The following is a 20590-nucleotide window of genomic DNA, read 5'->3' on the forward strand; positions in this document are numbered from 1 at the left end:
AGCACATCGGGAATAATGCCTAGGAGCTCACCACTCAAGTCGGTTTTGGTCGCAGTGGGGAAATGCTCAAGCATGTCCTCGGCATTGCGGACAGCAAAGCCATGAGCCAGATCGAGGTCGATGTCGTTGGTGCGTAATTGATCCAACAGTCTGCGCAGTTCATCGAGCCAGTTGTTGCTCGCATAGTCGCCCTGTTGATGGGTGACCTCCAGGCCAAGACGGCGTGCGATGGCAAGGAAGGTGTCCATGCTTTCACCATGCAGGACCCGATCGACTGCCTGATTGAGCAGCACTTTCGCCTGACTCTCTTCCAGGACTCGCTGTTGTGGTGGCATGCCTGCTTCAAATGCGAAGCGCTCAAGCAATTGGCCGCAAACGCTGTTGACGGTGCCTATTCGGGCCTGCCCCATAGAGGTCGCCAAGCCAATCTCACCTTTTTTGAGCAGATGGCTGCGTACTCGCTCACGAAGTTCGGCCGCCGCTTTTCGTGTGAAGGTGGTGGCAATAACGCCTGCAGGTTGGACCTGCTGACTGAGCAATTCCTGGTGCAGAATCTCTGTGAGCCGGTGAGTTTTTCCGCTGCCGGCGCCTGCGCTGATAAAAGTGATGTGCGCGTTCTTAGGCATTGTCATTGCTCCCATCCGGCCAGGGCCAGGTAGTCGTTGTAGGCTTCCTTGAGGTATTCCATTGGCATCGCTTTCTCGGGCGGTGTTGAAGCCTCGTCCTCTTCAATGCTTTCCAGTGCCACTTCAAAGACGCCCGCAGTGATTTGCGCCTGACGCCATTTCCAGGCCTCGGTAAAGCTCTGCCAGAGTTCGGGCGTGGTGCTTGGCGGATTGGCGGGCACCCGTTCCGAATCGGCAAATACGCGGTCATCCGGTGTCAGCAGGCGGGCGGACTCCAGAATGAAATACGCCACGGACGGCAACGAATTGGTCTCCTGACGCAGCAACTCGGCATAAATCGCCAGTTGCAAATGGCGGTTCGCCTTGAGTTGTTCGGGATATTTTTTGCCGCCGGCCCACTTCATATCGACGATGGCTCGATGCCCGTCTTCTGTAGTCAGTACCAGGTCGGCAGAACCCGCCAGAGCGCCTCCAGCGAATTGTCCGTCCAACGCCTGCTCTGCGGTTACAACGCGGACATTGGCATTGGCCAAGTGCGCTCGCAACTGGGTCATTGCACGCAACACTCGTTGGCGCAGGGTTGACAGATCGGCACCGCGCCCCTCCATCAACAACACTGCCCCTTCTTCAAGCACCACGCGCGGGAAATGAGTCGAGAACCACGCGGCGAAGGCTGCCGCGTCCATGGTCAACGCGTCGGCTCGGCTGAAAAAGTGTTCAGCTAAACGGTGAGCAAGCGAACCGTTCAGAAGAAAACTGTCGCTCAGACTGAGACTCTTGGATGCCTGAATCTTGGCTCCGTATTGCAGCAGCCATTGGTAAGGGTTGAACAGCAGCAGGTTGAGGCTCGAGAAAGAGGCTTTTTCTGGCAGAGCCAGCGGCATGTCTGCCGGCAGCTTCCACCAGCGTTTGCGCACTGGTAGGGGGGTCGACGGTTGTGGCTGAAATAGGAGGCCGGGCGCAAGCAAAAGGTCCTCCAGCGCATGTACTTTTGGGTGCTGAGCAACCGCTTCGATCATCTGCCAAAGTGGGTGACTTTCCTCGTGTGGCGGCGCCAGCACCAGCGTTAGATTGCGGTTCGCGGCCAGCAAAGGCCGTAGCCAGTCTTGGGCCGCTTGAGCCAGCAGCGTTCCACCGTCGGGCAGCGTCACTCCTGCATTTGCGAGTTGCAGCAGTTCCGCCTTGGACCACGGCGAAATGGCAGGCAGTGCCGGCATGGCCAGATTCCACCACACCACCGTGTCCGAGCTCTCAATGGCGGCCCCCGGGCGGGAAACGGTCGAATGAGCGCCGACCTGGGCGGCCAGTAACGGATTATCCGTGCCACTCGCAGTGGCCTGTTCGATCACCTGCTGCAACTGCCGCGGACGCAACCGCTCGACGCCTTGAAGTTGAAGCGTCTCTAGTGTTTCCAAAGCAGCTTCGCACTGCGCATAACCCGCCCGAGCAGCTAGGCTGTGTGCGGGTTCTTCGTGGCCCAGGCGCGGTTGAAAGAACGCCAGCAAGCGCTGGACACGCACCAGCACTTCGCTCAGCGGCGCGCCTTCATCAACACTGAACGTGGGAGCTTCGAGCCAGTCGCCAATGGATGTCCGAACACGAGGCGCTTCGGCACCGTAGTGTTCTGCGATCCGCTCCAGGACTGCTTCCCATTCGGCTCCGACAATACCCGGCATACTCGATACCTTGGTCGCCAACTGTCGACGGGCAAACAGCCGAATCGGGCATATCGGATGGGTCAGAAACTGTAATAGCGCCGGGTAATTCAGTGGCGCCCAAAGCAACGCCATTGCCAAAGGCAATACCTGCAGGGCCGGCCGCAAATCGCTGCTGCCATTCAGGCCATGGCGAGCTTGGTTTGCACCGACTAAATGACCATCAAGGCAGCCGCCTTCGGCAGCGGCCACCAGCAAGGTCTGCACGCTTTCATCCAGCGAGCGGCTCAACCAGCTCGCCGCCAACACTCGAGTCTGTGCCTGAACTACCTTTACCGTGCCGTCCTCTTGCCACGGCATCGGTGTCACGCGCTCACCGGCAATGCTCTTGCGCAGTTGCGTCTGCAACTGGCCTAAGAAGCCTTGCGCCGTGCCCACGGGCACCTCAAGGCGCTCGTGCGGGAGTTGATGCAGTACCGCTTGCCAACCAAGTGGGTACACCTCCCAATCGTCAGCCAGCAGCACATTCTTGATCGGTGGTTGCCGTACAGCCAGAGCCGCGGCAACATTGTGCAGGCGTTGCCCAATCGAGGGCGCGACTACCTCGCGGGCTTTCATCTCTACCTCGGTAAGGTCCTTCAGGCGTTGGCTGGCATCTGCCTCCACGCGCCCATCCCAACCGTACAGATACAAGTCATCTCGCCAAGCCAGCAATGCAGCGGACACACCCAGTTCATCAGCGGAAAAACTGGCGTTGTAGAAACGCTGTGCGTTGTTGCAGTGTGCCAGGCAATCCCGATACGCCGCTGTACGCTGCGCCGCGCAAGGCTGGCGTGCTGTCAGGCCCAGTTGGGTTTCCAGAATATCCAGAAATCCCTGTGGCCCGACCGTCAAAGCGCCCAGCTGATTGCTCGCCCGGGTTGCCCGTTGACCATCGAGTTGCATACCGAACGTGATGAGCATTTCAGACACGTTGACGCTCCTTGTGAACGTTGAGGGTTCAACACACCGCTATCGGTGAGTTGTTGTAACGACCTAAAGACGAAACACATTTAGCGGCTGGCGGCTACCGTACGAACGAGGTGCGACGGATTGCGTCGTGGTCGACACGTTTGTCAGCGAAGGCGCTGTTCTCGCCATATTTGCGACTTATCCAGGATTGAGCCAACTCAGGGCTCGATGAACACGTAAGGCGAGGTTGGGGTGGTGGGCGGTTGCGTTCGTTGTGGTGGCGAGTCTTGAGCGACTGGTAATCCATTCCAGGAGTTTCCTTGGGGCAGAGGATGTCCGCTTGGCCTTGGTTATCGAGGCTGTATCGGCGGATTAGGCTCAGGCTTGAGCATTCGGGGATACTCAGTCCAGTGCATTCTCGCGCAGTGTGGCGATAAGCTATCACTTGTTGAGGGGAGGGATCCACAGGTGGGGAAACGTCAGCGAACCTGAGTGGGAGCGTTGAAACACTTGTAACCGGGATACTGGGCTTCGGCAGTGACCTTGGCCATGGCCGAGCTCACTGCTTGTACGGTGATGGTGAAATTGGCTTGCGGACCGGCAGTGGCGATGGAGCGTTGCATGAAGGCACTGTAGGTTTTCATGAGTGCTGGCTCTGGGTTGTATTGATGAGCCTTCATTGTTGTGATCAGCCGCGACAGGATGTGTCGAGATGCGTGTACGACACAAAATGTCGTTGTCATTTCGATAATGAGCCCTATCGAATGATCAACCGGAAGGCTGTCCGAATGAGCCCTGATGAAAAAGTATTCCAGTTTCTGGATGCTCTGTTGCCCGATGCCGAGAGCATGCGGTTTGTCGAGTCGCGGTCGCCATGCGTTGCGGATGCAGACATTGGCATGCCGTCCTTGAGAGTGTTGAAAGCGCCTGTCGACGGCAATCTTGCCTACCTCACGATCAAGGCAGCGAGCCCCATGGTCACCATGGTCGATCCCGCGTTGCTGCGCATTCTGTATCGTTCGCTACGCGATGACTCGCTCGCCTCAGACCCGGATGCGCTCAATGATCTTGGCTGGCTATGGATCAACGGTCGTCGCGTACCTTTCGATAGCGTCCTCGCTCGGCGGTTGTTCAAACTCGCGTATGTGTTGGGATCGGGTGAGGCGGCATTCAATCTTGGCGAGCAAGCTTGGTACGGCCGGGGCATGTGCGTTAACCAGGACCTGGCGGCCAGTTACTACGAACAGGCCTATGGACGAGGCGTCACGCATGCGGCGCAGGCGTTGGGGCGTTTGCATGAAAAAGGAATGGATGGCCAGGCGCCAGACTTTGCCAAGGCTACGCACTGGTACCGGCTGGCTGCCGGCGCTGCGTTTGCGTCAGGAGAAAAATGCTATGGGTTTTGAGAGTTGGGCATCAATCGCGATGCTGGGGCTGATCCTTTCAGTACTGGTTGCGCTGTACACGCGATGCGGCAAAACCTGGCGTTTACTCAGCGATTGGCATGTCACTACGCAGGAGCGTCGAACTCGCGCGAATTGGCATGCCGAGGAAAATCGCGAGCTCAGATCGGCGCTACGAGCGGAAAAGGCTCATGTGGAACAGCTACAGCGCAAGGTGGAAATTCTGCAGGCCTTGCTGCCTGTGGCGTAAAGCGAGCGTAATAGAGGAGTAATGACATGCCCATAAGACCAAGACCCTTCACATTTGTCTGTGGCAAATGTGGCTGGAAGAAAACGGTCGTGCCACTTAGCGATGCCCTTGGACCGAGGGATTGGTGCGATCGATGTGAGAAATGTGGAAACGAAGCGTTGACCCGACAACCGGCCAATATGATTGATCGTACGTTGGCTGAATGGTTTGCCCGGTTACGTAGATAGGACAAACTCATGATCGAATTCCAGGGGCAGCGTTTGCGTGATGCTTCCCATGTGGTCGTGTTTACTGGCGCGGGAGTTTCTGCCGAGAGTGGCATCCCGACGTTTCGCGACGCCATGACTGGCTTGTGGGAACGTTTCGATCCAGCTGTATTGGCCACCGCCGACGCATTTCGCAACGACCCGGCATTGGTGTGGGGATGGTATGAATGGCGACGCTCAAAGGTACTTGCCGCCAAACCAAACTCCGCCCATTTGGCTATTTCCGAACTCGCTCGGTTAGTCACCAGGCTGACGGTCATTACTCAGAATGTCGATGATCTGCACGAGCGTGCGGGTTGTTATGGAGTGATTCATTTGCACGGCAGCCTCCACTCGCCGCGCTGTTTTGCGTGTGCCCGGCCTTTTGAGGGGATCACTGATCAGTTGAATGATCATGAAGACGGACGCAGGATCGAACCGCCACGCTGTCGACATTGTAACGGCAAGGTCCGGCCGGGCGTGGTCTGGTTCGGTGAGTCGCTACCGGAGCAGGCATGGCGTGAAGCGTTGGCGGCTGTCAGAGATTGCGATCTGCTGCTTTCGGTGGGGACTTCGGGGTTGGTACAACCAGCGGCGGAAATTCCTCGGATCGCCAGGGAACATGGCGCTGTAGTTGTGCATGTCAACCTGCAGCGAGAATCGGTCCAGGGAGAAAGGGAGTTCAGTCTCGTCGGCAAAGCGGCAGAAATACTGCCGCGGATGCTTGCTCAGGCAAACGAATAGCGGACGCCTTCAACGGTCAGCGAATTGCTTAACGAGCGCCCTGTCTGCCGAACATGGGTCTGTTCGAGGCCCACAAGCCATCTTCTATCGCCTGGACGACGGCACCGTCGATCTCTTTGCTGAATCGCCAGGCTTGAATGCGCAACATTCCCTCGTGTTCTGGCAGCCAGTGGCAGAGCTGCATGGCGTAGGTACCTTTATTGCCGAAGCCCAGGTGTTGTTTGATCCGAGAATCCAGGTCGGAGGAGCTCCCAACATACAACAGTGCTGACGCGGGATTGAGACGGCAATACGCCCGATCGTTTTTCCGAGTCTCCTTGGCTTCCTTAAATGCGACGTGGAGCTCTTTGTATGCATCGTCTTCAACTGAAAACTGATAGATGTAGCGCGCTTTGGAAGAGGACCAGGTCTTCAGAGCTCCCAGCGTTTGAGCGGGATAGCCGCTGCGGATCTCACTGAAAGGAATGCATACGTCATGGAGGCTATCGATAGTTGTGCGTTCGACGTAGCAGGCCAGATCACGCAGATTGCTGGCGATGTCGGTCAGGATGGAAGGTGTAAGCATGTGTTTCTACCTTGTTGAGCATTCGACCAAAAAATAGGCCGGTCGCGTCGGTTGCTTAAAACAAGCTAAATTTCTGGCTCATACGCCGCAGCGGCGCGGCGCAATGTATCGCCTACCTGTTGGCGCAGTGCTGCCGGTTCCTGCACGACCAAAGAATCGCCCAACGACAAAATCCACCAGTGCAATTGCCACGTATTGTTGACGGTGGCCTGCACCTGATAACCGTCCGACAATGCTTCGAGCGCCATGTCTTTACTCAGTGGCGTCTCTCGAATCAACCGCGCCTGGTGTTCACTCACCCAAGCCTTGAAGCGGATTTTCTCGGGTTTGCCGAACTGCAGGGCGTCGGTGGCAAGGTAGGTTTGCAGCTCGAATGACTCCAGCCCCTGGCATGGCGTGTCGAGCACCGTTACCGCACGAAAGCGATGTACCGCGAACTGACGGACATCGGTATACGGCGCGGCAGTGGCGATCAGATAGGTGATCAGTCCCCGCTGGACAATCGCCAGGGGGTTGAGAGTCATTACACTGAGTTTGTCGGTGTGTGCCGAGTAGTACTGACAATGAACTTGCTGTTCGCTAATCAGGGCATGCTGCAGTGCCTCCAACGTTTCTGCCTGGATTTCCGGAGCTCGAAGATTGAAATCCGGCCGAACGCTCGCAACTTTGTCGGGCCAGCGCGCGGCGGGGTTGCCGTCTTCGAGGCCTTTGAGTTTTTGTCGGGCATGCTCGAAGCGCGGTTCCAGCACGCTTAACATGCTGCCCGGGAGCAGTGGACGGATTGCATCTTCGACCAACGCAAGACTTACGGCTTCAGTCAGAGTAATGCCCTGCAACTCGACGCTCACGCCCGGTTTCCAGTACCAACCGAAGGGCGTACCGCCATCGTTGCACTGCAATGGAAACACCAGGGACAGGTCACGCAGGTCGCGTTCGATGCTGCGGCGGCTGATGGAGTAGCCAGTGGCCGTCAGGCGAGTCAGCAATTCACTCACTGTGATACCGGGTGAGCGTTTGGGCAGCTGTTGCAACAGCTCCCATTGACGACTCAAAGCGCTATGGGTCTTGGCTGAAGGCAAGAGAATCATCCTTGTAGTGTTGAAGCTGGCCTTTGGCTGGCGAATAAGCCGGTTGTCTGCCTATCGGCGACAATCCGGCAACCTTTAGTCCGTTTAATGTATGAAACCGATAGGGCGCTGCTGCCCAGTGGACTTCAATTGACACTCGGCAAGCAGTGCTCCTGCCAATTCATCCGCGCTGGCGAATGGCTTGAAGCGCCCCCGGCGCGCGACCGCCGCGAAGTCACCGGGAGTCAGGTATGCCTCGCCGCGCAAGCGAGTCGCAGCACTGTTTTGTGGGTCCTTGAGCGCCAGAGCCTTCAGATGTGCGGCAAACAATGCCTGAGCCTGAGCGGTTGCCAGGTAGCCGAAATGCACCTTAAGGTCGAAGCGCCGCAGAGAGGCTTGATCCAGATCGAGGATCAGGTTTGTGGAGGCAATGAACAGCCCTCGGTAGCTCTCCATTTGCGTGAGCATTTCATTGACCGCAGTGACCTCCCAGCTTTGCCGCGCCTTGCGCCGGTCCTGCAAAAAACTGTCGACCTCATCTAGCAGGAGTACGGCGTCTTCTCGTTGCGCGAGCTCGAAAGCGCCCGCCAGGTTCTGCTCAGTCATTCCCACGTAAGGGGATACGAGGTCGGAGACTCGCTTGACCATCAGCGGCTTGCCCAACTCCTGCGCCAGCCAGTGGCCAAATGCGGTTTTGCCAGTGCCGGGTGGCCCGTAGAAACACAACCGTGCCTGTGGATGAGAGCGCAAACCGTCAACCAGTCCGTCCAGGGGGAGGTCGGCGTTGATCCACTCCGGAGAATAGAGCGCTGGCAAAGCGCCGTCTGTGTGCTGAAGTTTTTCGAAGCCTTGAGCTTTCAGCGTTCCGTCGACAATGCAGCGAATAGTGTTATCCAGCGCCTTGCTGGCGCGCTGCGACACGCTGCGTCCTACGCGCACTGCCCGCTCCAGCACGGCAGGCGTCATTCGCTCGTGTGCACTGAGGTGTTCGATCAACTGATCGCTCAATTTGCCACCGCCACACTCGCGCAGCATCCGTTTGCGTTGTGCCAGTGGCGGGTTGGGCACCTCGATCACCATATCGAAGCGTCGTATATGGGCGGCGTCGATAGCCTCTATGCTGTTGCTCAGCCAGAAACACGGCAGCGTATTTTCTTCCAGCATGCGATTGATCCAGCCTTTCTGCGAGCGACTATTGGCGTCTGCGCTGGCGGTCTGGAAGATGTCTTCGATCTCGTCAAGTACGAGCAAGGCGCGTTGAGAATGCAGCACACTGTTGGCCGCGCGCAGGGAGCACAGACGTTGCTTGGCGGACACCGGGTCACCTTGGCTGTCAGTGCAGGCGACTTCATAAAGAGCGCTGCCCAGGCTGTGAGCGATCAGACGACTGAGTTGAGTCTTGCCAGTACCAGGCGGGCCATACAGCAGAATGTTCACACCTTGACGCCCTTGGGCCAAGGATTTGCTCAGGTAGCGTTCGGCGATCATCAGCGGCTGTCTGACATGACTGTAATGCTCCCAGCTCAAGCTGCCGGGTGGACTCAAGCGGAACGCATAAGCGAACAGCTCCAGTGGCGTGCCTTTGCTGAAGCGCAGGAGGCCAGGCAGGTCCGGGTTGCTAACCGACAACATCGAACTCAACGCCATGACGGAGCGGTGGTTATTGCTTATTTCCAGCAGTCCGGTGCGCATCAGTGGGCTGTTATGCGCCAGGCAGGCCTCGACCGACGGTAGCGGCAGGCCCAATAGTACGGACAGCACTTTTATTGCACGGTTGAGTCCCAGCATCCCCAGCTGATCCGTCGCATCACTGAGCGTCGGATCGGTGTGCATCAGCACGCAAAAACCGAGCACCTGGAGCTCTGCGTCGGCTAAGCCCAACAATTCTCCCAATGCCTCAAGATTGGTCGCCAGGCTGTCCGGGTAGGGCGCATACAGGGGATCGGCGTTGAAGCTACGAGCGCCTTTGCGCAGTGTCGCCAAGGCAAGTGCGGGACTGTAATTATCGCCGTCTATCCATTTGGCCAGACCCAGTTCATGCGCAAGATCCTCATCATTGAGGCCGTGTCGGCTGATAAAGGTGCGATGTCCCCCCAGATCCAGCAGCAGTTGGAAACTCCACTTCAGCGATAGCGCACAGGTGTCAACGCCGCGGCGGCTGCCGTGTGCGAAAGGGTTTAATCGGGTTCCCATGCTAGATCTCCTGATGCTGGGGAGGCGGCAGGGTAGGGCGAGCAGTGGTCAGGATGTGTCGTGGTTGTCGTGCGTATTGAGTGATGTCATATTGCCTGCCGCGCACGGCGACCCCCTGGATGCCAGATCACTGCAGACGACACATCTTGTCGGTGCCTGGTGATATTGCTGGTATGAACACCTTGTTCAGTCCGGCGTCAGCCTTCTCAAGGATCGAGTTTTCATGCTTACCGTTCTATCTCTGTTGGATAACAGGTTACGTCCTAAAGGATCACGAGATCCCTTGGCCATCGAGTCCATCTGGAGCTCGGTGGGGCGAAAGGCGGTGGGTAACCTGACAACGGTCACCAGCCGCATGAGCCATTTCATGGTCGCGTTGCTGGCCTGTCGATATGCCCATACAGGCACGAAGTCTCGTCCTCTTGAAGACGTCCAGCAGCGGTACGCGCGCGCCGAGCAACTGTCGGCTTACCTGCGACTTCATGACTCTGTTAAAGCCGGGCCACTGGGAAGCCAGCTTGCTATCGCCAATCTCAAACGCGACTCGATGGAATTGGGCATACACAAGAAGGCGCAAATCCTCAGCAATCAACTCAGCTATGGGCTGTGGGGGCTGTATTCCTCCGCACTGCAGGCGGCGGGTCTTATCAAAGGCAGTGAAAGAAAACTGACTGACCGAGGTGTGGCGCTCACGGATCTTATGTTGCAGGTGTTTGGTGACTCTCGGTGGCAACGCTTCGAGGATTTTGCCGGCCGGAACAATGTGACCCGGGCGCAATTGTCCCTGTTGGCGCCCGACTTTGCCGCGCTGCTAAATGACCAAAGCATGCGCAAGCACATCGTCCAGGCGCTGCTGAAATACCAAGAGGCTGGCCCCCTGCAAGTCGCGTTGTTCGAGGCGGTCAACGTGTGGCTCCGGTTGCCTGGCGATAAATCTTCAGTGCGCGATTTTATCCAGTGGGCGCTGACCGAGCAGCGTGTCGACCCCCCGTTGCAGGATGTTCTAAAGCAAATTTTGCTGCTGCAGCCAGTGCTGGTGTTTGCCAATACGCTTGTTGCCTGGCTGCAAAGCCAGAAAGGCCGCTGCCGTAGCGATTTGATCGACGACTTGAGTCCACGGCTCACGGCGCCATTCCTGCCGCTGGACTGGAGCCGGCCGGGGTTGCCGCATTTATCGTTTCTGCAGAGCCTCGTGGAGGCTGCCAACGGCGGCGATGCCGCTTCGGTAATCGAGCAGATCGTCATCCAGAACAGCGTAGTGATGGGCCAGAGAGGTGGCGCCGCGTGGCTTCACTGGGAGGCAGACAAACTCAGGGTTCGGGTTCCCGTGGATCGCGCCTGGCTGCCTGAGGACCTTGGCAGTCATTGTGGAAAAACCTGGGACTATAGCTTTTTTCTTCATTCCTTCCTGACCATTGCCAAGGCAGGCCAATAATGAAAGCACACACCATCAGTGATGCGTTTCGGGCCTGTATTGGCGAGCGCGAAGTGACCTCGGCTTTTTTCACCACCTACAGCTTCGAGCCAGACTTCTTCGAGCTTGAGGTCATCCCGCTGCTACTGGGCGATCAGGCCCTTTCAAGCCAGAGCGATATTCGCTCGGTCCAGTTGCAGGCATTGATGCAGGACAAGGGCAGGCACTTTGCCGTGGTGCATGACGTGGACGTATTCAACCCCACGGCAGGTAGTCGCCTCGAAGTCGATTATTTGCCCGTGCGGATCGGCGGGGCGTGCCAACACGCCAAGATGGCAATGTTGGTTTTGCATGAAAAGGGCGATCAAATACCGACGATTCTGCTGGTGGCCGGGTCATTCAACCTGACCAAGGCGGGGTGGTGGGACAACATCGAGGTTGGACATTTTGTCGAGCTGCAGGCGACTCGTGCACCGGCCAATATTCTTGAACCCATGCGCCGTGCACTGCGATTTTTTCAGGCCGTCGCGCCCACCCCTGTCCTGGATGAAATAGTGAATGTGCAGGCCGGTTGGTTGGCGAGCGCCGATGATCCCGATTGCAGCTTCTATTTCTCCGGGGCTGCTTCTGACCGTTTGGCTTTTCTCGACTTCATTGGCCAGCGCCCACATACGTTGCCCGCTGCCAAGGATGCCGCCACGTTGGAAATCGTCAGTCCTTTCTTCGGCGAGAAACCGGACAGTGGCGATACTCAGAAACTGATGAGTCTGTTCCCGACAATCCGTTTGCTGCTGCCACGGGATGAGGAGAAGCGCGCAGTTGTCGATCCTGGAGTATTTGAAGCGTTTGATACCGATCAATGGTGCGACTGGGCCTCTGCCTGGAACGATAGCCATCAGGTCTTCGGAGCCCCCTTTCGCCGGGTACACGCAAAGATATTCCAGGGGCGCGGCAAGCGGTCGTGGCAGTTTGTGGGGTCAGTGAATTTCAGCCACAAGGCATTCCGGGAAAATGTCGAGGCTGGTTTTCTTCTGCAAGGAGGCGATTTCCCGCCATTGCTGGAGCCTTTGATGGCCCTGCCTTCGGGGTTTGCCCCGGACTCGGATTTGCATAGCGCTGAAGCTTCGGAAGGACTGGCAATGCCGGTCTTGCGCCTGGCATACGACTGGGACAGCCAAATGCTGGAGGTGACAGCACAGGATTCGATCAGCGGTGAGCTGACATTGCTGGACGACCCGACGCCAAGCCTTGGCTCAATTGTTTTCGCACAGACAACTTCGGGCAATGCGTTTCTGCCTGCATTGCGTGACCATCTGGAACGCTCTTCTCTGGTCTGGGTGCGCTGGCAGTCAGGTGCCGAGTGCGTGGAGCGTTACCTGATGGTGACGCAGCGCAACATTTACTGTCGTCCCAGCCAATTGCCGGCGATGGACCTGCAAAGTCTATTGCGTTTGTTCATCGAGATGCGTCTTACCAAAAAAATCAGCCAGTTCGGTGAGCTGGCTCAACAGATGCTTAACCTCCGTGCCGCACTCGGTGCGACGGATGAACAACTGCCGGAAATGATGGACGCGAGTGACGCCAAAAGCTTCTTCGCGGAGTTCTCGCAGGTCAATGGCGCGTTCTGGCAATTGGAACGCACCCTTGCACTGGCGGCAGACGAGAACAACGCAAAAAAACTCGCGTATTACCTCGCTGGCTGTCAGCCCGACTCTTTGACGGCCATGCTGGAAAGCGTGGAAGCGGGGGGCGGTGATGAAGACACGGTGGTTGTGCGCTATTTGACGCTGATCAGCATGCAAGGCTTGTTGGCCCGATATCCGCAGCACCGTTGCGCGACCCTGACCAGGCGCGTACAGGAACTCATTACCAAACTGGAAAATGACGAGCTGTTGCGCCAGCTCGACGAGGCCGAAGGTGCGCGTTTCCTCGACTGGTTCAGGACTCAATTTCAGCGTCCCTTGAACGCTGTAAATTCACGGAAGAAGGATGCCCCCCATGCAGCGGATCAATAAGGCAACGGCCGAGGCCGTTATCGATTTTTCCGGCGGCAATCCTGAACTCGAGGGCTTGGCTGAGCAGCAACTCTTAGGCACGGTCGCCCTTTACAACAAACTGGCGGACCGTCAGGTGGCGTACCTCGCCGATGAAGTGGGGATGGGCAAGACGTACATCGGCCTTGGTGTTGCTGCATTGATGCGGCATTTCAACCCTGGTCTGCGTGTCCTGTATTTGCTGCCGAAAAACAACGTCCGCGACAAATGGATCAAGGACTATCGGGCGTTTGTCCATAGCAACTATCGGATTGAGGACATGGCGGTCAAAGGCCTGGGTGGCGAGCCGGTCACGCCGTTCAGAGCCTGCCACAATTTGTCTGAGGTGGTTCAGACAGTGGCCAGCGGCAACGAGCGCGATCTTTTTATCTGCACATCAGCCTTCAGCTTTGCCATGGGAAACACCGTAGCCGACATGCTGCGTTGGACCCAGCGCTTTGAGGAGTTGATGCCGCAACATAGTAAGTTTCTGGTGAAGATCGTCAGGCAGTTAAACACCATGGACGGCAGAAGCAATCCAGGAGGACTCAAGCGGCAGATCAAGGATGTCTGGGTGAAGGCGTTGGGCGAGATGTTGCCCCGCTTCGACCTGGTAATAGTGGACGAAGCGCACAACCTGCGTGCTGGACGTGAAAGCAGTGACCGCAACCGCTTGTTGGCAACCTTGCTGGGTGACAGCAAGCGTATCAAGCGCCTGTTGCTGCTGTCGGCAACACCCTACGACCGCCATCTCGGACAGTTGCGCAACCAACTCGCTTTGTTCGGCTTCCAGGGGCATGCGGCACTGCCGGAGGGCGGCGATCCGGCCGCCCCCGACATGCACGCGGCGCTCAGTCGCTTGTTCGTACGTCGCCTGAACACGCTCACGCTTGATCAGGTGGCTCACACCCGCAACATGTATCGTCGTGAGCATCGCAGCGGCAAGGCTGCGGAAGTGGAGATGACCGTAGCGCAAAAATTGTTCGCCGCTCTGCTGCAAAAGAAGGTGAGCGAACACTTGCAGGAGAACTGCTCCAATCGTTTTGAGCTGGGCATGCTGGCGTCGTTCGAGAGTTACCTGCCTGGCGAAAAAAACCGGCCGGTAGAGTTCGATGGTCAGGAGGCCGCGGACGAAGGCGACTCTTTGCGGGATGCGGCAGACCGCAGTGTCGTTGAATTCCTGGTGGAAGATTACGAGAGCACCTTCGAACGCAGACCACCGCATCCAAAAATGGACAGCGTGAGTCAGCAGACGCATCACCGGGCGTTTGTCGATGGTAAAAAACAGTTGGTTTTCGTCCGCCGTGTGCGCAGCGTTTCCGAGCTGAAGTTCAAGCTGGAAGAAGCCTACGACGATTGGATTGGTGCCTACATCGACGGCGACGATGCCGTTGTCAAAAGTTACCAGCTTTACCGAACGCGCACGGTCGAACGTAGTCACTCCCTGATCGAAAATGATGTCGTTGACGTATTCGAGGCACCGGCAAGCAGCGACAATTTCTTCACCTGGTTCTATCGCGGTCAGAACCCGGAGCTGTCCAGCATCAAGGGGCTGGGGCAGTTGCCCCACAACTTCCGTAGCACGCTGTTGCAGAGCCGAGTGTTCGAGGCTAACTGGTTATCTTTGCCGGGCATGCCCGCCGTGACGTCTTTGAAAATCGATTGGAGCGTGATTGGCAAGAGCGAGTCTGTCGCCAGTCCCGGCCAACGTTATCGATTGGCTCAATATGCGTATCTGCGGGCCGTCGCAACGCGTGACGATGACGCCGCGGCAGTCGCCAATCGCGTGTTGAATGTGTTGTTCGAAGGGTTCCAGGCCACGTGTGACTTGGCTGACCCTTCAGCTCTTGCCCGTGAACTGGAGCGTTCAACGCTCTGGGATAGCTTGCGGCGCCATGGCGAACTTGCTGTGCTGGCACCATGTTGGTGTCCAAAAGTATTCACCCAACTTGCCACTTTAAACAATGGTGCGGTTGATCGGCTGTTGCGCAGACTGAGTACTCATCAGGAATTGCTCGGCGCGCTGTGTCGTGTAGATCATCCTTTCATTGATCTGTATTCGCTTAGGAGCGCTCGCAGGGAAAAGGACGGCGACGCCGACGGCCTGTTCATAGAGGCACTCGTCGAACTGTTGGATGTTCAGCGAGCAAAGCACAGCCCGTTCAGCAGTTATCAGATATTGCGCGATACCGTCGAGAGCCTGGATTTGTTGATCAAACTCAACTTTCCGGAGATCTACTCAAGGCCAGTCAGTGGCCTGACCAAGTATCTGGCCACTCAGGTTCGTTCCACTTCACCCATTCGCGGAGCTACCGGCGAGAACAGCGCCAGCCGTACAGCGATTGCCACGCTCTTCCGCATGCCTGGCTATCCACGTGTGCTGATCTCCACCGATGTTTTTCAAGAAGGGGAAGACCTGCATACCTTCTGCGACAGTGTCGTGCATTACGGTATTTCCTCCAGCCCCATCGCTCTGGAGCAAAAGGTCGGGCGTGTTGATCGGGTCGGGTCACTGGCACATCGGCGCATGCTCACGGCCGGCACCGGTTATGCCGAGCATTTCATTCAGGTGGGCTTTCCGCACATCCGTCAAAGCATGGAGTTTTATCAGGTACGCCAGGCTGCGGCCAACATGAACGCATTCATTCAAACGCTGCATGCCGTGGGCCACCAGGGACCCCGCTTCAAGCGCGAAGTGGAGCTGCATGAGGAGTTGGTGGACCAGGCGCCCGTGAAGCCGCAGATTCTCGACTTTCTCACCAGCCATTATGAAATCACTGACGAAGACCTAAAGGGCGATGACCGCAGTGAGGCGATAAGCAATCAGGCCAGTGTCATGACGCAGCGTCTGGTTCATGTCAAAACCCAATTGGGGACCACGCTTAGAGATCTGACTGGCGATCCGCAGGCTTTCGTGAGGGAGGCTGGTGACGGCTGGCATCTGTCGACAGCGGATTTCGACATGCCGAGCGTTACCGTGCGCAGCGCTGTTGGCATGGCCGAGTTGTTGGTAGCAGCAACGATTCCTTGCGATATCGACGCGTCAGGCGATATCCACAGCCCCATCGGCCGCGTCCGCTTCCTCAAGGCCTTGCAAGCCGATTCGTTCAGGCGGGTGTTGCTGGCGCCGACAGCGGAAAAAACCAAACGATTCGCTTTGCTGTACAACGCCGAAAATTACGCGGGCAGCGATGGTGTTCTAGTCGGTGACGAAGTTCTCGACGTCTATCGGCGTGTCTCAGGCTCGCGTTCTACATCCAGCAAACGCACCGAGGAAACGGTCGCGCGCATCCACGGGATGGTAGACAGCCTCGTACACGACACTGAGCGCATGAGCGTTAGGCGTCTATCGACGTGGAGGCTTGAGTTCCATTTCAAACTGGAGGGGCGGTACCAATTGGTCCGGTGGGGGTTCAAGGGCCAGTACGTGGTGTTCACCTCCAAGGTTGTCGATCACAAATGGACCAGAAAATTGGCGATGTTCAAACAGTTCAGCCAGTCACCGCTGGTGGAGCACACGCTTGGACGCAATTGCCGATTTGATCTGGTGGACTTCCATGTCGACCAGGACGAGGAGCTGAGCGTGCGGGCGTGTCATCCAGTGCAACATCTGAATGCTGAAGAGTTGATGCACATTGCTCATCAGGTCGCCTCTCAGGCAGACAGGCTGGAGCACGTATTGATGGGGCGGGAAGTGGAAGTCGGGGACGGCGACTGAGTATCACCGCCAGGGTGAGTATTTTTCGTGCCTTTGGAATCGGCTGTTCGGCCCCGACACAATCTGTCGCGACCGGCTCGTAGTCTCAGTACAGACCACAAGAGAGGGATGCGAAATGGTGAAGAACGTGATGGCTACCATCGGTTTAGCCGTGGTGCTCAAAGCGAGCTTTGATCTGTATCTGAAGTACAAACAGATGGAGCGAGAGAATGATACCTGGCGCAAGTCGGCCTCCGGCGGGGAGTGATGTGCTAATCGCCAGGATTCTTAATTGATCCAAAAAATCTTCAAGTTCGACGTCTGCTGTCCGATAGCTTTCTGATGCGCCGTTGGATTTCCAACGGCTCAATCAAGACACTGCCTGCGGACTTGCGCAAGCTTCTCTTGCAAGGCTGCAAAGCCCAAGAGCTCAAATCAATGGACTGGTGATTACAGTGTCCTCCAGAGACTATCTCTATCAGAAGTTACGGCCTGAGCTGTTGGCCGCCGCCGAAGAACCTCCCGCCAAGACTGCATCCGCATCGCGAAGCACATTGCCTCGCTTCACACTTGAGCGGGATGTAGTGCTTTCGCCGCAGATCAAGCAACAGCTCGATGAAGCCTTGGTGAAAATTCACCACCATCACACCATCTACGTCACCTGGGGCTTCGCTGAGGTCGACCCTTGTGGCAGCGGCACGATCCTGAACTTTCACGGCGCGCCGGGTACGGGAAAGACGCTGACGGCCGAGGCATTTGCTGGAAGTATCGGCAAACGGCTTATCAGCGCCAGCATTGCCGACCTTGAAAGCAAGTTCATGGGCGATACGTCAAAAAATATTGCGCAGTTGTTCGAGTTGGCGCGTGCCGAAGACGCCGTATTGTTCCTGGACGAAGCCGACACGTTGCTGGGTAAACGTTTGTCTTCCGTCACCCAAGGCATTGATAACGAGGTCAATGCCATGCGCTCCACGCTGCTTATCGAGTTGGAGAAGCACACTGGCATCGTGATTTTTGCGACCAACTTTGCGCGCAACTATGACAGCGCCTTTGTCAGCCGCATTTCTCAGCACATCCGTTTCGAGCTGCCTGGCGAAGGTGAGCGTCGAGCGCTATGGGCACGCATGCTGGTACCGGGTATTCCCCTGGCAGAGGAGCGGGAAGGGGTGCTTGACGTCCTCGCCGCCGCGTCTGAGGGACTATCGGGTCGTGAAATACGCGCCTGTTTGAGACTGGCTTTGCCTAAGCCCCTGCTGCCCCAAGGCGCCGGTGTGCTGCAGCAGGCTCATCTTCAGGAAGCTCTCGCTCAGCTGCTGGCTGCGCGTCAAGACATTCACGCTTCGCGGCCCGAGGTTGATCTCGGCACCGTCGCGGCGAACCGTAAAGCATTGGGCATTCATCAAAGGAGCGATAGTTAATGGGCTGGTTTGATTCTCTCGTAAGTACGGTGAAAAACGTTGCGTCGTCCGCGTTCCGTGCCGTCAAGCAAACCGTTAGCAAAGCCGTCAAATGGCTCGCCGACGAAGCAGAAATTTTTGTAGGAGAGGTCAAGCAACTTTACCAGGCAGCTAAGCCTTACATTTCCAGTATGCGCGTGGGACTTCGAACGCTCGCAACCCATGTGCCGTGGCCATGGGTTAAGGCCTTGAGTCTTGGCCTGGAGCGTGCCTTGGCCGCGCTGGAGCACCTGGATACCCACCCGTTGGCAGCCAAGGTGCAGCAGGCCATCGACTGGGTGATTGAGCGTGCCCGAGAATGGCAGAAAAAATTGCTGGATGAGCAGGAGATCGCCGAAGCGCAGGCGCGGGAGCGAGATCTGAACGCGGCCATGGCCAAAACCCAGGGTGCAGACCGCGAAGCACTCCAGGCGATTGCGTTGACCAACCGCTATCACTTGGTCAAGGCATTGACTAATCGCCTCGTCGAAACAGAAGCGTTCGTGGATTTCGACCATTACCTGCGGGTTCGCGCCGTGCAGAAGCTGCTGCAAGTTTACGAAGAGCAAATGACCCAGCTGGAAGACGTCGTGTCCCTGAGCCAGGAGCCACTGTTCATTATCGACGTCGCTGCCCAACTGATCGAAGCACGGGCCGAATTGAGCGATGCTGACGTACAGCGCCTGGACGATATGACCGTCAAGCACTTCGGCAAGGCCGTGATTCCGTTTGTATTCGAGGAAATGATTCTGGTGTGGGGCCTGAGTTTGCAAAATGCTCAAGCAGCCTGGGAAGAGCTCAATAAACGCGTGGTCAAGGACCGAGTGCTTAAGCGACGCCTGGAGCTGGAGGCAGAGCTGGAACCGCTGGAGTCGGGAGAGGCGCTGGTGCTGGATGACCTACGCAAGCTGTTACCACGTGACGAAGCCAAACTTGAAGCGCTGGGCAACGAGACACGTGCCAAGCGCAACTATGTGTTCGCTGCGGAAGGTTTTCTGCAACTGCTTGAGAAGAGCGAAGAGCAAATTGTGGCCGACGATCAGGAGTATCTGATCGATCACGGCGGCAAGGTTGGCGAGATTCTCGTTCGCTGCGCACAGAACGGCGAAAAATGGGAAAGCCTGGAGCCGGAAGAGAAATCGCTGATTGTCAGCTTCGCCAATATTTTCGAGGCCGACTGCAAGAAACGGACGGATGCGTTCAAAGTGATTGAGGTAGCGGCATGATTGGCGAAATTCTGCAGTTCTTGACACCTTCGCTGAGCAACCCGCTGGAAGTGTTTTTTTTCAGCATCATCGCGTTCGGTCTGCTGCTGTCGCTGATTACTTCACAGGTTTTTGGCCAACCGGCGAAGTGGGAAAAAAACTGGCGCGGTGGGGCTCGCATCAATGCGCTGGACATTGAGCACGGTTCAATTGGTGAGTTGAGCCACGCTGTCGCGTCAGGTTGGGAGCGCTTTGCTTCCAATATGCCGGGGTTGCTACTGATCATAGGGCTGTTGGGCACGTTTCTGGGGCTGGGCTTGGCGTTGGACAAGGCCTCGACCATCCTTCAGGGGCATGATGACTCGCTCAACGCCATGAGCGGTTCCCTGACTCAGCTCACCGGCATGATGAAAGACTTGGGCACCAAGTTTAAAACCTCCACTTGGGGCATCATTGCCTTCATCTTGATCAAGCTGTGGGAAGCCGCGCCGTGGTCAGCGGAAAGCAAGCGCACGGACTGGTGCCTGGAGCACATGAAGGCTGAGATTGATCTGAGCCGCAAAGCCGCACTTGCACGGCATGCCGAACGTGATCAAGTGCACCTGGCTGCCCTGGAGAGTGTCGGTACCCGGCTGGTAGAGGCGTTCAATGCCCATGGTCTGCTGGTTGCCWCCGAGCTCAARCAGATMAAGGCRGTYGARTTCCAGAACGGTAAACAATCCGAAAGCCAGCTCACTGCGCTGGATGAAAGGCTTGCCAGTCTRGYAGTCGAAAWTGATCTCGGTCGYAAAGCTACGTTGGCGTTGCATACCGAAAGTGAGCAGGCGAACCGAGCTACGCTGGAAAATGTCGGCACTCGGATGATTGAGGCCTWCAAYGYCCAGGGTCTGCAGMTGKCGASCGAGCTCAAACAGMTCMARGCGGTTGAATTSCAGAACGGTAAACAGGCCCAGAACCATTTCAATGCGCTGGATACCCGACTTGCCAACCATCACCAACAGCTCGACCAGATCGCCAGACTCAGTGAAAACCTTCCACAAATCGCCGAGATGAGTACTCAGCTCAGCCGCTTGGTTAATGTCGAAGAGAGCCTCAAGGGCCTGCAG

The 20590-nt window shown here is 57.0% G+C and carries 15 protein-coding genes and 1 pseudogene; 10 read left to right on the plus strand and 6 right to left on the minus strand.

The genetic code is table 11. The features are described from left to right. From JV201_RS29630 to JV201_RS10170, 3 genes are all read right to left on the minus strand, one after another. A partial coding sequence (locus JV201_RS29630; RefSeq protein WP_257903304.1) for a UvrD-helicase domain-containing protein occupies positions 1-626 on the minus strand: 626 nt, incomplete at its 3' end. A 2-nt stretch (positions 627-628) separates the two neighbouring features. Beyond that, positions 629-3244 (minus strand): PD-(D/E)XK nuclease family protein, encoded by a 2616-nt coding sequence (locus JV201_RS10165; protein WP_257903327.1) that lies wholly within the window; start codon positions 3242-3244, stop codon positions 629-631. A gap of 467 nt (positions 3245-3711) precedes the next feature. Further along, positions 3712-3876 (minus strand): hypothetical protein, encoded by a 165-nt coding sequence (locus tag JV201_RS10170; RefSeq protein WP_165933340.1) that lies wholly within the window; start codon positions 3874-3876, stop codon positions 3712-3714. Between the two features lie 144 nt (positions 3877-4020). Between JV201_RS10170 and JV201_RS10175 the strand changes: the two genes are divergently transcribed. The 3 genes from JV201_RS10175 (at position 4021) to JV201_RS10185 (ending at position 5874) form a co-directional block, all read left to right on the plus strand. Continuing rightward, a complete protein-coding gene (locus JV201_RS10175; RefSeq protein WP_219406831.1) occupies positions 4021-4638 on the plus strand; it encodes a tetratricopeptide repeat protein in 618 nt (205 codons plus the stop codon). Next, positions 4628-4885 carry a hypothetical protein gene (locus tag JV201_RS10180; RefSeq protein WP_219406832.1) on the plus strand — a complete coding sequence of 86 codons (258 nt, stop codon included), beginning with the start codon at positions 4628-4630 and terminating at the stop codon, positions 4883-4885. Before JV201_RS10175 ends, JV201_RS10180 begins: the two co-directional genes overlap by 11 nt. A 236-nt stretch (positions 4886-5121) precedes the next feature. After that, the gene (locus JV201_RS10185) at positions 5122-5874 is read left to right on the plus strand and encodes an NAD-dependent deacylase (RefSeq protein WP_219406833.1); all 753 of its coding nucleotides are present in this window, start codon (positions 5122-5124) and stop codon (positions 5872-5874) included. A gap of 28 nt (positions 5875-5902) precedes the next feature. Here the strand turns inward: JV201_RS10185 and JV201_RS10190 are convergent, their stop codons facing one another. The 3 genes from JV201_RS10190 to JV201_RS10200 all read right to left on the minus strand — a co-directional run bounded on the left by JV201_RS10190 (position 5903) and on the right by JV201_RS10200 (position 9699). Continuing rightward, positions 5903-6439 carry a GIY-YIG nuclease family protein gene (locus tag JV201_RS10190; protein WP_219406834.1) on the minus strand — a complete coding sequence of 179 codons (537 nt, stop codon included), beginning with the start codon at positions 6437-6439 and terminating at the stop codon, positions 5903-5905. A gap of 65 nt (positions 6440-6504) precedes the next feature. After that, complete coding sequence (locus JV201_RS10195; RefSeq protein WP_219406835.1) at positions 6505-7518, minus strand: YafY family protein; 1014 nt, start codon at positions 7516-7518, stop codon at positions 6505-6507. A 93-nt stretch (positions 7519-7611) separates the two neighbouring features. Then, positions 7612-9699, minus strand: a complete 2088-nt coding sequence (locus JV201_RS10200) for an AAA family ATPase (RefSeq protein WP_219406836.1) — start codon at positions 9697-9699, stop codon at positions 7612-7614. A gap of 283 nt (positions 9700-9982) precedes the next feature. Here JV201_RS10200 and JV201_RS10205 point away from each other — a divergent pair, with 283 nt between their 5' ends. The 7 genes and pseudogenes from JV201_RS10205 to JV201_RS10230 all read left to right on the plus strand — a co-directional run. Beyond that, positions 9983-11134, plus strand: a complete 1152-nt coding sequence (locus JV201_RS10205; protein WP_257903305.1) for a hypothetical protein — start codon at positions 9983-9985, stop codon at positions 11132-11134. Next, positions 11134-13128, plus strand: coding sequence for a hypothetical protein (locus tag JV201_RS10210; protein ID WP_219406837.1), 1995 nt, complete (start codon positions 11134-11136; stop codon positions 13126-13128). Before JV201_RS10205 ends, JV201_RS10210 begins: the two co-directional genes overlap by 1 nt. Next, on the plus strand, positions 13112-16864 hold the full coding sequence (locus JV201_RS10215) for a DEAD/DEAH box helicase family protein (protein WP_219406838.1): 3753 nt from the start codon (positions 13112-13114) through the stop codon (positions 16862-16864). Before JV201_RS10210 ends, JV201_RS10215 begins: the two co-directional genes overlap by 17 nt. Before the next feature lie 115 nt (positions 16865-16979). Then, positions 16980-17111 carry a hypothetical protein gene (locus JV201_RS29635; RefSeq protein WP_257903306.1) on the plus strand — a complete coding sequence of 44 codons (132 nt, stop codon included), beginning with the start codon at positions 16980-16982 and terminating at the stop codon, positions 17109-17111. A 187-nt stretch (positions 17112-17298) separates the two neighbouring features. Beyond that, complete coding sequence (locus JV201_RS10220; RefSeq protein ID WP_257903307.1) at positions 17299-18261, plus strand: ATP-binding protein; 963 nt, start codon at positions 17299-17301, stop codon at positions 18259-18261. Continuing rightward, entirely contained in the window at positions 18261-19505 is a 1245-nt protein-coding gene (locus tag JV201_RS10225) for a hypothetical protein (protein ID WP_032896252.1), read from the plus strand. The genes JV201_RS10220 and JV201_RS10225 overlap by 1 nt, the downstream gene beginning before the upstream one ends. Further along, a pseudogene (locus JV201_RS10230) lies at positions 19502-20590 on the plus strand (hypothetical protein); the annotation flags it as partial. The gene JV201_RS10225 and the pseudogene JV201_RS10230, both read left to right, overlap by 4 nt.

Origin of the sequence: Pseudomonas sp. Colony2 (assembly GCF_019382755.1) — a bacterium.
Lineage (GTDB): Bacteria > Pseudomonadota > Gammaproteobacteria > Pseudomonadales > Pseudomonadaceae > Aquipseudomonas.